Below are 12717 nucleotides of genomic sequence, written 5' to 3'. Positions count from 1 at the left end.
TCGAGTGCAGATCGCCGCGCTCGACGGTCGGCCCGGCGGCGATAGGCTGGCGGTATGACTGAGCCGCGGGACGAAGACGCGCTGAGCTGGGCGGGCGACGATGATCCGACGCTCGACACCTCGGCTTCCGGCGACCGGACCACGCTCGAGCCCGCATCACAGGAGCCGATCACGCGTGGTCGGGCGACCGCGGCGGTCCCGTCGGCCTCGGAGTCGGCCGGTCCGGTCGCGGAACCGGTGGCCCCTCCTGTCGAGGTCGACGTCGCGAAGTCGACCGATCGGGTCACGGACGAGGCTGGTGTCGGAGAGCGCGAGCAGATGAGCTCGGTCATGCTCGTCACGCTCGGTATCTTCGGCGGGGTCTTCCTGCTGTACAGCGTCGGTTGGCTGATTTCGGCGTTCCGCCCTGACGCGGCCGTCCCGAGCGACGCGGTCGGCCGATTCATGTTCGATCTCGGACAGGGACTCGCGGTCGCCGCGGGACCCGTCTGGATGGCGGCGACCCTCTGGTTGACCCGCGGCGGCAGACCGGTCGTCAGGATCGCGATGCTCCTGCTCGGTGTCGTGCTCATCCTGCCCTGGCCGTTCCTCCGAGGAGTGTGACCCTGATGCCCTCCACCACCGCGGACCCCGTGTCGAAACCCGCCGCCGAGCGGCCCGGCTGGCTCAGCTGGTCCATCGCCGTCCTGTTCGGCCTGTTCTTCGCCTATGACGTCTTCGAGGCCGTCGGTAACCTCGTCGGCATCGTCGGAACGGCGAACGGCCTCGCCGTGCCGGTGCTGCCACTCGGCTGGGTCGTCCTCATCGGCGGCCTGCTCCTGCCGATCGTGGCCTTCGCGATCGCCTTCTGGACCGGTCGCGACCGGTCGCTCGGCGAGCAGGCCGTGCGCTATCTCGTCGCACTGTGCGTCGTCGCGGCGATCTCGCTGTCGGTCCTCGCGATGTTCGGCGCCCAGCAGTTGATCGACCTCTCCGTCTGACCCGGCCGCCGCCTCGTCACACGACGAAGCGCCCGGTGCGCCTCCGATAGGCTTGCGATGGCCGCCGGACACCGACGCGCTGCCCACCCCACTGCTACTGCGAAGGAACCGTTCCGTGTCGAAACCGGTCGTACTGATCGCCGAAGAACTCTCACCAGCAACCGTCGACGCCCTCGGGCCCGACTTCGACGTGCGCTCCGTCGACGGGACGGACCGTCCGGCTCTGCTCGCGGCGATCGCCGACGCCGACGCCATCCTGGTCCGATCCGCGACCAAGGTCGACGAAGAGGCCATCCAGGCGGCCACCCGGTTGAAGGTCGTCGCGCGCGCGGGTGTCGGTCTCGACAACGTCGACATCAAGGCGGCCACGACGGCCGGGGTCATGGTCGTCAACGCGCCGACCTCGAACATCATCTCCGCGGCCGAGCTCACCGTCGGGCACATCCTGAGCCTCGCCCGCCACATCCCGGCCGCGCACGCAGCGCTCGCCCAGGGACAGTGGAAGCGGTCCAAGTACACGGGTACCGAGCTGTACGAGAAGACCATCGGCATCATCGGCCTCGGCCGTATCGGTGCCCTCATCACGGCCCGTCTGCAGGCGTTCGGCACGAACGTCATCGCGTACGACCCCTACATCACGTCCGCTCGTGCGCAGCAGCTCGGGGTGCAGCTGGTCACGCTCGACGAGCTGCTGGCGCAGTCCGACTTCATCACGATCCACATGCCGAAGACGCCGGAGACGACGGGCATGATCGCCGGCCCGCAGTTCGCGCTCATGAAGCCGACGGCCTACGTCGTCAACGTCGCCCGCGGCGGCCTGATCGACGAGGATGCGCTGTACGAAGCGCTGTCGAACCATGTCATCGCCGGTGCCGGCCTCGACGTCTTCGTCAGCGAGCCGCCCACCGACACGAAGCTGCTCGGGCTCGAGAACGTCATCGTGACGCCGCACCTCGGTGCCTCCACCGATGAGGCGCAGGAGAAGGCCGGCGTCTCGGTCGCCAAGTCCGTGCGCCTCGCGCTCGGCGGCGAACTCGTCCCGGACGCGGTCAACGTCGCCGGCGGTGTGATCGACCCCTACGTCCGTCCCGGCATCCCGCTCGTCGAGAAGCTCGGTCAGGTCTTCGCCGCGCTGTCGACCTCGTCGCTCACGAGCGTCGACGTCGAGGTCCACGGCGAACTGAGCGGGTACGACGTCAGCGTGCTGAAGCTGGCCGCGCTCAAGGGGATCTTCACGAACATCGTCAGCGAGACGGTCTCGTACGTGAACGCCCCGCTGCTCGCCGAGCAGCGCGGTGTCGTCACGCGCCTGCTCACCGACGAGGTGAGCGAGGAGTACCGCAACGTCATCACGCTGCGCGGAGCCCTCAGCGACGGATCGCAGATCTCGGTGTCGGGCACGCTGACGGGCACGAAGCAGACCGAGAAGATCGTCGAGATCAACGGCTACGACGTCGAGGTGCCGTTCGCGAAGCACCACATCGTGATGGTCTACACCGACCGGCCCGGCATCGTGGCCGTCTACGGTCAGCGGTTCGGCGAGGCGGGCATCAACATCGCGGGCATGCAGATCGCCCGTCACGAGGCCGGCGGCCCGGCGCTGAGCGTCCTGACGGTCGACTCGCCGGTCGCCGACGACGTCCTCGAGGTCATCCGCGAGACGATCGACGCGACGCTGCTCCGCGAGATCGACATCACCGAGCAGTAGCCAGACCGCTGCTCCGACCCGATGCCCCGCGCCGTCCGGTGCGGGGCATCGTCGTCGCTAGGTCCAGACGCCGAGACGCCGTCGCCGCTTCGGTACGCCCGGCGTGGGTCGCGGCTCAGCGACCGCCGGCGGGAAGCAGTCGCGCGATGACGGCCAGGAGCCGCTCGATCGACTCGTCACTGCCCTCATCGGGATCGCTGATCCCCATGCCGAGCTGCGCGGTGTTGGCGTACAGGCCGTCGGACATCAACACGATCGCGCGGGCGGTGTCGGGATCGCCGACGGCGTCCTCCACCGTGCGCAACCAGCTCCGACGGATGTCCGCCATCGCCTCGCTCGCCTGGGCGTGCTGTCCCTGCGCCAGCCGCGCGACGGCGATGATCGTCCGGTCGAACGGGGTGCCGCAGTCGACGGAGGTCCGCACGAAGTACTCGACGACACCCTCCGGGGCCGCGAGCATCCGCGCCGTGTCGGCCTCGCTCATGTCCGAGAGCCGCTCGATGAGGCCGTCGACGAGGGCCTCCTTGCTGCCGAAGTGGTAGAGCAGACCGCCCTTGGAGACGCCGGCCGCCGCGGCGACGGCTTCGAGGGTGGCGGCGCGTTCACCCTGCTCGATGAGGAGTTCGGCGAAGGCGTCGAGGACGCGTTCTCGGGCTGCGGTCTGCTTCGCCATGGCTCCATGGTATTCGGCTCGTCGGATTCGGATTGATACTATACCGGCTGGACGGTATAGTCGAGCGGGCGGCGCCCGACCGGCGCCGTTCTCCACGCCGTGAAAGAGGTCCCCGTGTCCACCGCCACCGAACCCACCGCCGTCGCCGCTCCCCGTGCCGGCCGGCGAGCCTGGTTCGCGCTCGCCGTCCTCATGCTCCCCGTCCTGCTGGTGTCGGTCGACAACACCGTCCTCAACTTCGCGTTGCCCGCGATCTCGAGCGCGCTCACCCCGACCGGCACGCAGCTGCTCTGGATCGTCGACGTCTACCCGCTGGTCCTCGCCGGCCTGCTCGTGTCGATGGGCAGCCTCGGCGACCGCATCGGTCGTCGTCGCCTCCTGCTCATCGGCTCCGTCGGATTCGGTGTCGTCTCCGTCGCCGCGGCGTTCGCGCCCAGCGCCGAGATCCTCATCGCGGCTCGGGCGGCTCTCGGGTTCTTCGGAGCGATGCTCATGCCGTCGACGCTGTCGCTGCTGCGGAACATCTTCCTCGACCGCGACCAGCGACGGTTCGCCATCGCCGTCTGGGCCAGCGGGTTCGCCGCCGGCAGCGCGCTCGGGCCGATCGTCGGTGGGATCATCCTCGAGCACTTCGCCTGGGGTGCGGTGTTCCTCCTCGCCGTACCGGTCCTCCTGCCGCTCGTCGTCCTCGCGCCCTTCCTCATCCCGGAGTCGAAGGACCCGAACCCCGGACGCATCGACGTCCCGAGCATCCTGCTCATCCTCCTGACCATGACGCCACTCGTGTTCAGCATCAAGCATCTGGCGGAAGCCGGCTTCGACGTGCTCACGGTCGTCTCGATGGTCGTCGGCGTGGTCAGCGGCGTCCTCTTCATCCGTCGTCAGCTCCGCCTCGAGCACCCGCTGCTCGACCTGAGCCTGTTCCGGCGGGCCTCGTTCAGCGGCGCCGTGGTCATCAACCTGCTGAGCGTGACGGCGCTCGTCGGTGGGCTGTTCTTCGTGTCGCAGCACCTGCAGCTGGTGCTGGGCCTGCAGCCGCTCGACGCCGGGCTCGTCCTGCTCCCCGGGCTCATCGTGATGATCATCGCCGGCCTCGTGATCGTGCCGATCTCCAAGCGGGTCCGTCCGGGCATCGTGGTCCCGATCGCACTCGTCGTCTCCGCCGTCGGATACGCCTCCATCGCGATCACCGGGGGAGACGTGTCGGCCCTCGGGATCGGTCTCGCGTTCGTCGCCCTCGGGCTCGGCATCGGGTCCGCCGAGACGGTGTCGAACGAACTCGTGATCGCGAGTGCGCCGCCGGAGAAGGCCGGCGCGGCGTCCGGTGTCTCCGAGACCGCGTACGAGCTCGGCGCGGTGCTCGGCACGGCGACGCTCGGCACCGTGCTCACCGCCTCCTACCGGTCGTCGGTCGTCCTGCCGGACGGACTGACCGCTGCGCAGCAGCAGGCGGCGGGGGAGACACTGGGTGGTGCGGCGAACGTCGCCGCGCAGCTGCCCGGCGACCTCGCGGGTGCACTCATGGACTCCGCGCGGCACGCCTTCGACAGCGGTGTCGGTGTCGCAGCGTGGATCGGCGTCGGCCTCATCGTGGCCGCCATGCTCGTCGCGGCGATCGGTCTGCGCCGGATCCGGTAGCGCTCCGTCGATCGTGCCACCCGGAGACGGGTGGCACGATCCGCCCGAGGTCGGAGGCGTTAAGCTGGGCGCACACCGTCGTCGCATCCTCAGGAGTCGCATGTCCCGCACCGTCAAGCTCGCAGTCATCCCCGGCGACGGGATCGGTCCCGAGGTCGTCGGCGAGGCGCTCAAGGTCCTCGATGCGGCGGTGCAGGGTGGCGACGTCCGGTTCGAGCAGACGCCCTTCTCGCTCGGCGCCGCCCGGTTCCTCGAGACGGGCGACGTGCTGACCGACGCGGACCTCGCCGCGATCGCCTCGCACGACGCCATCCTCCTCGGAGCGGTCGGCGGCGTGCCCGGCGACCCCCGGCTCGTGAACGCGAACATCGAGCGAGGGCTGCTCCTCAAGCTCCGGTTCAGCCTCGACCACTACGTCAACCTGCGCCCGACCGTCGTGTACCCGGGCGTCCCGAGCCCGCTGAGCGAGCCCGGCGACGTGGACTTCGTCGTCGTCCGCGAGGGCACGGAGGGGCCGTACGTCGGCAACGGCGGAGCGATCCGCCAGGGCACGCCGCACGAGATCGCGAACGAGGTGTCGGTCAACACCGCGTACGGTGTGGAGCGGGTCGTGCGCTATGCGTTCGCCGCTGCGGCCGCGCGTCGGGGGAAGCTCACCCTCGTCCACAAGACCAACGTCCTCGTCTTCGCCGGGTCGCTCTGGAAGCGCGTCGTCGACGCGGTGTCCGCGGAGTTCCCCGACGTCGCGGTCGACTACCTGCACGTCGATGCGGCCACCATCTTCCTCGTCACGGATCCTGCTAGATTTGACGTCATCGTCACGGACAACCTCTTCGGCGACATCCTCACCGATCTGGCCGGCGCGATCAGCGGCGGCATCGGACTCGCGGCCTCGGGAAACATCAACCCGGACGGCACGTACCCGAGCATGTTCGAGCCCGTCCACGGATCGGCGCCCGACATCGCCGGGAAGCAGCTGGCCGACCCGACCGCCGCCATCCTCTCCGTCTCCTTGATGCTGTCGCATCTCGGGCTCGAGACGGAGGCGGCGCGAGTCGCCACTGCCGTCACCGCCGACATCGCCGCCCGCACCGGCGCAGCACGCACGACGACCGAGGTCGGCGATGCGATCGCAGCCCTCGCGGCGAACCGGTAGACGCCCACCAGACACGCAGATCACGACGGAAGACACCATCATGACGATCAACCTCCCCATGGCGCAGCGCGAGCTCGCCTTCACCGTGACCCCCAACGAGCAGCCCGTCCCCGACGCCGAGCGCGACGTGATCCTCGCCGATCCGGGCTTCGGGCAGCACTTCACCGACCACATGGTCGACATCTGCTGGTCCGAGCGCGGTGGATGGCACCGCCCGCGGGTCCAGGCGTACGGTCCGATCTCGCTCGACCCGGCCGCCGCCGTCCTCCACTACGCCCAGGAGATCTTCGAAGGACTGAAGGCGTACCGTCACGCCGACGGCTCCATCTGGTCGTTCCGCCCCGACGCCAACGGCCGCCGCCTGCAGCGCTCGGCCAAGCGGCTCGCGCTGCCTGAGCTCCCGGTCGAGTACTTCGTCGAGTCGATCAAGCAGCTCATCGCCGTGGACGGCGCCTGGGTGCCGTCCGCGCCGGAGACCAGCCTGTACCTGCGACCGTTCATGTTCGCCAAGGAGGCCTTCCTCGGCGTCCGCCCGGCGAAGAAGGTCAACTACTACGTCATCGCCAGCCCGGCCGGCGCGTACTTCACGGGCGGCGTCACCCCCGTGTCCATCTGGTTGTCCACCGACTACAGCCGTGCGGGCAAGGGCGGCACCGGGGCGGCGAAGACCGGCGGCAACTACGCGTCCTCCCTGCTCCCGCAGGCCGAGGCGTACGAGCACGGGTGCGCCCAGGTGCTCTTCCTGGACGCACAGGAGGCGACCTACATCGAAGAGCTCGGCGGGATGAACGTCGTCCTCGTCAAGCGCGACGGCACGCTCGTCACGCCGGAGTCGGACTCGATCCTCGAGGGCATCACCCGCGACAGCATCCTGCAGCTCGCGGAGGACCGTGGACACCGGGTGGAGCGCCGTCGGGTCACGATCGACGAGTGGCGCGACGGCGTCGAGAGCGGCGACATCGTCGAGGTGTTCGCCTGCGGGACGGCTGCGGTCGTCACACCGATCGCGCAGCTGAAGGCCAAGGACTTCACCGTGGGCGACGCCGACGCTCCGGCGGGCGAACTCACGATGTCGCTGCGTCAGGAACTGACCGACATCCAGTACGGCCGCCTGCCCGACCGTCACGGGTGGATGACGCGGCTCGACGCGGAGTAGCCTCCGAGCAGCCTGGGAAGCCCCGCACCTCGTGCGGGGCTTCCGTGTCGCCGGGGCACCTCGGGATAGGCTGGAGTGGTGAAAATCGCTCGCTTCAGTCACGATCAGGCCATCCGCTACGGCATCATCGACGATGCGGATCTCGTCGTCCTCGACGGCGATCCGCTCTACTCGGGCTTCGAACCGACGGGGGAGCGTGTCCCGCTCGCGGATGCGGTCCTGCTCGCGCCGGTCATCCCTCGCTCCAAGGTCGTCGCCGTCGGCAAGAACTACCACGACCACGCAGCCGAGATGGGCGGGGAGGCTCCCACCGAGCCGCTGCTCTTCCTGAAGCCCAACACCTCCGTGGTCGGGCCGGGAGACGCCGTCGTCTTCCCCAAGCAGTCCGAGCGCATCGACTTCGAGGGTGAGCTCGCCATCGTGATCGGCGGCGTCGCCAAGAACGTCAGCGCGGAGCGTGCCGACGAGGTCATCTTCGGCTACACGATCGCGAACGACGTCACGGCCCGCGACCTCCAGGAGTCCGACGGTCAGTGGGCCCGGGCGAAGGGGTTCGACACGTTCTGCCCGCTCGGCCCCTACATCGAGACGGAGTTCTCCTTCGACGGCGCGACGATCGAGACCCGAGTCGACGGTGAGGTCCGCCAGCACGCCCCGCTCTCCGACATGGTGCACTCCATCGGTGCGATCGTCGAGTACGCGTCCGCCGTCTGGACGCTCCTCCCGGGCGACGTCATCCTGACCGGGACCCCGGCCGGCGTCGGACCCTTCACCGACGGGCAGGTCGTCGAGGTCGAGGTCTCGGGCATCGGCATCCTCCGGAACACCGGCCGCCGGCCCTGACCCGCGTCAGCTGCGCTGGCCGAGAGCGGTCAGCGCAGCTGCGACGTCGTCGTCGGTGTTCCAGAGATGGAACGCGACCCTCGCACGGCCCGCGCGACCCGATGCGGTGATCCCGGCCGACTGCAGCGCCCGGAGGTCGTGTCCATCGGGGTCCGTCCACGTCACGATCGCCGAGGCAGTTCCCGTCAGGAGCGACCGGCTCTCGCCGATGCCCTCCCGGAGCGATGCTGCGAGCCGGGTGTCGTGCTCGTACACGGCGACGGCGTCGACCGCCGCGAAGAGGGCGATGGCGGGCTCGGCGCCGACCCAGGCCTGCCACGCGGGGGAGACGTCGAACCGTCGAGCGCTCTCGGCGAGATGCAACGACGGTCCGTAACAGGACGACCAGACGTCGTCGCCCGAGTACCAACCGGCCTGGCTCGGTCGGAGGCGGTCCGACACCTCGTCGCGCACCGTCATGAACGCCACACCTCGTGGCGCGCAGAGCCACTTGTAGGCGTGGCACACGGTGATGTCGTCGGCCGAGGCGTCGACGGGGAGCCACCCCGCGGCCTGGGTGAGGTCGTTGAGCGTCAGTGTGCCGTGGACGGCCGCCGCCTCACGGATCGCGACCACGTCGGCGACCGCGCCGGTCGCGGACTGCACCGCGGAGTAGGCGACGAGCCAGGTCGAGGCGTCGATGTGGGCGGCGAGTTCGGTGAGCGGTGCGTGGCGGACACGCACGCCGCGGTGCGCCTGCACGAGGAATGGAGCGACGAGCGAGCTGAAGTCGCCCTCGACGCAGAGGATCTCGGCGCCGTCCGGCACCGACGCCGCGATCATGGCGACCATGGCGGAGGTCTGGGATCCGATCGCGACCGAACGGACCGGCACGTTGACCAGCTCGGCGAAGGAACCGCGCACGCGCTCGACGACGGCGCCGTAGGCGGCTGCATCGGTTCGAGCAGCCTGCCACGCGGAGAGGTCGGCCATGACGGCGTCCGTCGTGCCGATCGTCGGCAGTCCCAGCGTGCAGGCGGCCAGGTAGCCGGGTGCGGATGGGAAGGATCCGCTGGCTTCCTGGAGGCTGAGGGTGCTCATGCATCCAGTCTCTTCGCCCGGTATCCATGCGACAAGGACAGGCTCTCGATGAGAACCATAACCGTGGATTATGCTTCGAGGGTGTCCACCCTCTCACCGCATCCCTCGTCATCGACCCTCGACGCCGGTTCCCTCCTCGTCGTCGGCGCCATCGCCTCGACCGGGTCGATCACGGCCGCCGCGCACGCGCTCGGCTCGAGTCAACCTGCGGTGAGCCAACACCTTCGTCGGCTCGAGCGTCGGCTCGGCATGCCGGTCGTCGAGCGCGTCGGTCGGGGCGTCCGCCTCACCGAGGCCGGTGCGATCCTCGCCGGACACGCGGTGGCGGTGGACCGAGCGGTCCGCGCGGCCTCCGAGGAGGTCGCGGCACTCGCGGGGTTGCGGAGTGGCCGGGTGCGCCTCGTCGCCTTCCCTTCGGCGTCGTCGATGCTCGTGCCGCAGCTCCTCGCTCGTCTGGCCGACGAGCATCCGGGGATCGGGGTCTCCTTCGTCGAGGCCGAACCGCCGGAGGCCGTCGCCGCGGTCCGTGCCGGTGAAGCCGACGTCGCGATCACCTTCAGCTACCCGGACGACCCGGACGACCCGCATCGGGAGAGCGCGGCCGGGCTCCGCGTGCGCCGGTTCGGAACAGACCCGATGCGTCTCGTGCTCCCGGTCGACCACGCTCGAGCCGGTGACCGACAGGTCGACCTCGCCGCGCTCGCCGGTGAGCGCTGGATCGCAGGTTGTCCGCGCTGCCGAGGTCATCTCCTCGGCCTCTGCCGGTCGAGCGGCTTCGAGCCCGTCATCGCGCACGAGACCGACAATGCGATCGCGGTCACCGCCCTGGTGGCGGCCGGGCTCGGCGTAGCCCTGCTACCAACGCTCGCGCTCGCGGCCGCGCAGCTGCCGACCGAGGTGGTCGTGCTGCCGACGCGCAACGACGACGACCGGGCGCTCCACCTCGTCAGCGCCGAGCACGCGGACCGCATCCCCGCCGTCGCTGCACTCCTGCGGATCGCCGCGTCCCTGGGCGGCGCGACTAAGATGACAGGCGATGTCTGACACGATTACGCACCCCTTCTCCACGGCTTCCGGCACCGACGTCCGCGTCCGGTTCTGCCCGTCGCCGACCGGCACGCCGCACGTCGGTCTCGTCCGCACGGCGCTGTTCAACTGGGCGTACGCCCGGCACACGGGGGGCAAGCTCGTCTTCCGCATCGAGGACACCGATGCCGCTCGCGACAGCGAGGAGAGCTACGAGCAGCTCGTCGACGCGCTCACGTGGCTGCGGCTCGACTGGGACGAGGGCGTCGGCGTCGGCGGACCCCACGCGCCGTACCGGCAGTCCGAGCGGAGCGACATCTACGCCGACGTGATCGCGCGGCTGACGGCTGCCGGGCACCTCTACGAGAGCTTCTCGAACGCCGACGAGATCGACGCCCGCAACGAGGCGGCCGGCCGGCCGAAGCAGTTCGGGTACGACAACTTCGACCGCGACCTCACTGACGAGCAGCGCGCCGCGTTCCGAGCCGAGGGCCGCGAGCCGGCGCTCCGTCTGCGGGTCCCGGACGACGACCTCAGCTTCGACGACCTCGTGCGCGGTGAGATCACCTTCCCGGCCGGGTCGTTCACGGACTTCGTCCTCGTGCGCCCGAACGGCAAGCCGCTCTACACGCTCGTGAACCCCGTCGACGACGCCATCATGCAGATCACCCACGTCCTCCGCGGCGAGGATCTGCTGCCGTCGACGCCGCGGCAGATCGCGCTGTACCACGCGCTCATCGACATCGGCCTCACGACCTTCGTCCCACGGTTCGGTCACCTGCCGTACGTCATGGGCGAGGGCAACAAGAAGCTCTCGAAGCGCGACCCGGAGGCGAACCTCTTCCACCACCGCGACCGCGGCTTCGTGCCGGAGGGGCTCATCAACTACCTCGCGCTGCTCGGGTGGTCGCTGAGCGGCGACCGCGACGTCTTCTCGATCGACGAGATGATCGCCGCGTTCGACGTCGTCGACGTCAACCCGAACCCGGCGCGCTTCGATCTCAAGAAGGCGGAGTCCATCAACGGCGACCACATCCGACTGCTGGAGCCGGCCGACTTCCTCGGCCGCATCACGCCGTACCTCGTCGAGGCCGGTGTGGTGAGCGAGCCGGTCACCGAGGCGCAGCAGGCCGTGCTCGAGCAAGCCGCCCCGCTCGTCCAGGAGCGCATCGCGCTGCTCGGTGAGGTCCCCACACTCCTCGGCTTCCTGTTCCGCGGCGCCTCGGAGCTCGAGTACCAGGAGGACGCGCTCAAGGGCCTTCCAGCGAACGCCGGCGAGGTGCTCGCCGCATCCATCGGCGCGCTCGAGCTCGTCCCGGAGTCGGAGTGGACGGCCGGATCGATCCAGGACGCGCTCGCCGGAGCACTCATCGAGGGCCTCGGATTGAAGCCCCGTATCGCCTACGGCCCGCTCCGCGTCGCCGCGTCCGGGCGTCGGATCTCCCCGCCGCTCTTCGAGTCGCTCGAGATCCTCGGGAAGACGGAATCGATCACGCGACTCGATCGGCTCTCCGCGCACCTCGCGTCATGAGCGACTCGTACGACGTCGTCGTGGTCGGCGCGGGACCCGCGGGACTCTCGGCCGCGCTGAACCTGGCGCGCGCGCGTCGGCGCATCCTCGTGCTCGACGGCAATCGCCCACGGCACGCTGCGACGCTGCGCTCGCACGGCTTCCTCACCCGCGACGGCATCGCTCCGCTGGATCTCCGGCGGATGGGGCGCGAGGAGGTCGCGGCGTACGCGAACGCGGAGGTCCAGTTCGCGTCCGTGCAGTCGATCGAGCCGACTGCTGACGGCTTCCACGTCGTCGCCCAGGGGGTCCGCGGCGAGCCGGATCGCGACGTCGTGACCCGGACGGTCGTCGTCGCGAGCGGTCTCACGGAGACGTTGCCGAAGGTCACGAATCTGCGGGCCTTCTACGGAACGGATCTGCACAGCTGCGTCGAGTGCGACGGGTACGAGAAGGCCGACGCGCCGCTCGCGCTCATCGGGGAGACGACGGACCTGGCGGAATGGGCGATCCTCGTCGCACAGTGGTCGTCGGACCTCATCGTCTTCACGAACGGGACCGACACCGTGACCGGCCCGGAGGAGGCCGCGCTCGCCTCCGCGGGCATCCGGGTCGAGCGCGGTGTGATCGCGGAGCTCGAGGGCGGTCGCGATGGCTTCACCGGTGTCCGCCTCGCCGACGGTGTGCTCATCCCACGCTCCGGCGGCTTCGTCCGGCCGCAGTGGGCCATGCCCCTCGGATATCTGGAACGGCTCGCCCTCGATCGCGACACCGACGGCTACGTCGTGGTCGACGCCTGGGGTCGCACGTCCGTGCCGGGCGTGTACGCCGCCGGCGACATCACGCCTCCCGGTCCGCAGCAGCTCATCGTGGCGGCCGGGAACGGCGCTCGAGTGTCCCGCGCACTCAACCGGGACCTCGCGGGCGTCCCCAGCTGAGTGACCCGC

The 12717-nt window shown here is 69.9% G+C and carries 12 protein-coding genes; 10 read left to right on the top strand and 2 right to left on the bottom strand.

Going from position 1 to position 12717, the window contains the following annotated elements; genetic code table 11:
• Positions 1-54 precede the first annotated feature (54 nt).
• The 3 genes from QRN44_RS12160 to serA all read left to right on the top strand — a co-directional run bounded on the left by QRN44_RS12160 (position 55) and on the right by serA (position 2688).
• Positions 55-603, top strand: a complete 549-nt coding sequence (locus tag QRN44_RS12160) for a hypothetical protein (protein WP_285039233.1) — start codon at positions 55-57, stop codon at positions 601-603.
• A gap of 5 nt (positions 604-608) precedes the next feature.
• The gene (locus QRN44_RS12155; RefSeq protein WP_085510588.1) at positions 609-980 is read left to right on the top strand and encodes a hypothetical protein; all 372 of its coding nucleotides are present in this window, start codon (positions 609-611) and stop codon (positions 978-980) included.
• Positions 981-1095: 115 nt separating this feature from the next.
• Entirely contained in the window at positions 1096-2688 is a 1593-nt protein-coding gene (gene serA / locus QRN44_RS12150) for a phosphoglycerate dehydrogenase (RefSeq protein ID WP_079705615.1), read from the top strand.
• A gap of 115 nt (positions 2689-2803) precedes the next feature.
• Here serA and QRN44_RS12145 read toward each other — a convergent pair whose 3' ends face one another.
• Positions 2804-3361 carry a TetR/AcrR family transcriptional regulator gene (locus QRN44_RS12145; RefSeq protein WP_285039232.1) on the bottom strand — a complete coding sequence of 186 codons (558 nt, stop codon included), beginning with the start codon at positions 3359-3361 and terminating at the stop codon, positions 2804-2806.
• A gap of 114 nt (positions 3362-3475) precedes the next feature.
• Between QRN44_RS12145 and QRN44_RS12140 the strand changes: the two genes are divergently transcribed.
• The 4 genes from QRN44_RS12140 (at position 3476) to QRN44_RS12125 (ending at position 8154) form a co-directional block, all read left to right on the top strand.
• Positions 3476-4999 (top strand): MFS transporter, encoded by a 1524-nt coding sequence (locus tag QRN44_RS12140; RefSeq protein WP_285039231.1) that lies wholly within the window; start codon positions 3476-3478, stop codon positions 4997-4999.
• 100 nt (positions 5000-5099) lie between these two features.
• Positions 5100-6155, top strand: a complete 1056-nt coding sequence (locus QRN44_RS12135) for a 3-isopropylmalate dehydrogenase (protein ID WP_121290153.1) — start codon at positions 5100-5102, stop codon at positions 6153-6155.
• Between the two features lie 40 nt (positions 6156-6195).
• Complete coding sequence (locus QRN44_RS12130; protein WP_083397275.1) at positions 6196-7311, top strand: branched-chain amino acid aminotransferase; 1116 nt, start codon at positions 6196-6198, stop codon at positions 7309-7311.
• A gap of 78 nt (positions 7312-7389) precedes the next feature.
• Positions 7390-8154 (top strand): fumarylacetoacetate hydrolase family protein, encoded by a 765-nt coding sequence (locus tag QRN44_RS12125; protein ID WP_064296260.1) that lies wholly within the window; start codon positions 7390-7392, stop codon positions 8152-8154.
• Between the two features lie 6 nt (positions 8155-8160).
• On the opposite strand, the gene QRN44_RS12120 is transcribed toward QRN44_RS12125, so the two are convergent.
• Entirely contained in the window at positions 8161-9234 is a 1074-nt protein-coding gene (locus QRN44_RS12120) for an aminotransferase class V-fold PLP-dependent enzyme (RefSeq protein ID WP_121290155.1), read from the bottom strand.
• Positions 9235-9315: 81 nt separating this feature from the next.
• Here QRN44_RS12120 and QRN44_RS12115 point away from each other — a divergent pair, with 81 nt between their 5' ends.
• Genes QRN44_RS12115 through QRN44_RS12105 form a run of 3 tightly spaced genes read left to right on the top strand, consistent with a single transcriptional unit; the run spans position 9316 to position 12708 of the window.
• The gene (locus QRN44_RS12115) at positions 9316-10278 is read left to right on the top strand and encodes a LysR family transcriptional regulator (RefSeq protein ID WP_285039230.1); all 963 of its coding nucleotides are present in this window, start codon (positions 9316-9318) and stop codon (positions 10276-10278) included.
• Positions 10271-11791 (top strand): glutamate--tRNA ligase, encoded by a 1521-nt coding sequence (gene gltX, locus QRN44_RS12110; RefSeq protein WP_121290159.1) that lies wholly within the window; start codon positions 10271-10273, stop codon positions 11789-11791. Before QRN44_RS12115 ends, gltX begins: the two co-directional genes overlap by 8 nt.
• Positions 11788-12708, top strand: coding sequence for an NAD(P)/FAD-dependent oxidoreductase (locus QRN44_RS12105; protein WP_121290161.1), 921 nt, complete (start codon positions 11788-11790; stop codon positions 12706-12708). Before gltX ends, QRN44_RS12105 begins: the two co-directional genes overlap by 4 nt.
• The last annotated feature ends 9 nt before the right edge of the window (positions 12709-12717 follow it).

Origin of the sequence: Plantibacter sp. lyk4-40-MEA-4 (assembly GCF_030209415.1) — a bacterium.
In the GTDB taxonomy this organism is placed as follows: Bacteria; Actinomycetota; Actinomycetes; order Actinomycetales; family Microbacteriaceae; genus Plantibacter; species Plantibacter flavus_A.
Note: the sequence above shows the minus strand (reverse complement) of the source record. Positions and strands in the feature narration are given on the sequence as shown.

Bases quoted from the DNA above. Each gene is read 5' to 3' on its own strand.
- QRN44_RS12135 (WP_121290153.1), top strand. From the start codon at position 5,100: ATGTCCCGCACCGTCAAGCTCGCAGTCATCCCCGGCGACGGGATCGGT.
- QRN44_RS12120 (WP_121290155.1), bottom strand. From the start codon at position 9,234: ATGAGCACCCTCAGCCTCCAGGAAGCCAGCGGATCCTTCCCATCCGCA.
- QRN44_RS12130 (WP_083397275.1), top strand. From the start codon at position 6,196: ATGACGATCAACCTCCCCATGGCGCAGCGCGAGCTCGCCTTCACCGTG.
- QRN44_RS12105 (WP_121290161.1), top strand. From the start codon at position 11,788: ATGAGCGACTCGTACGACGTCGTCGTGGTCGGCGCGGGACCCGCGGGA.
- gltX (WP_121290159.1), top strand. From the start codon at position 10,271: ATGTCTGACACGATTACGCACCCCTTCTCCACGGCTTCCGGCACCGAC.
- QRN44_RS12160 (WP_285039233.1), top strand. From the start codon at position 55: ATGACTGAGCCGCGGGACGAAGACGCGCTGAGCTGGGCGGGCGACGAT.
- QRN44_RS12145 (WP_285039232.1), bottom strand. From the start codon at position 3,361: ATGGCGAAGCAGACCGCAGCCCGAGAACGCGTCCTCGACGCCTTCGCC.
- QRN44_RS12155 (WP_085510588.1), top strand. From the start codon at position 609: ATGCCCTCCACCACCGCGGACCCCGTGTCGAAACCCGCCGCCGAGCGG.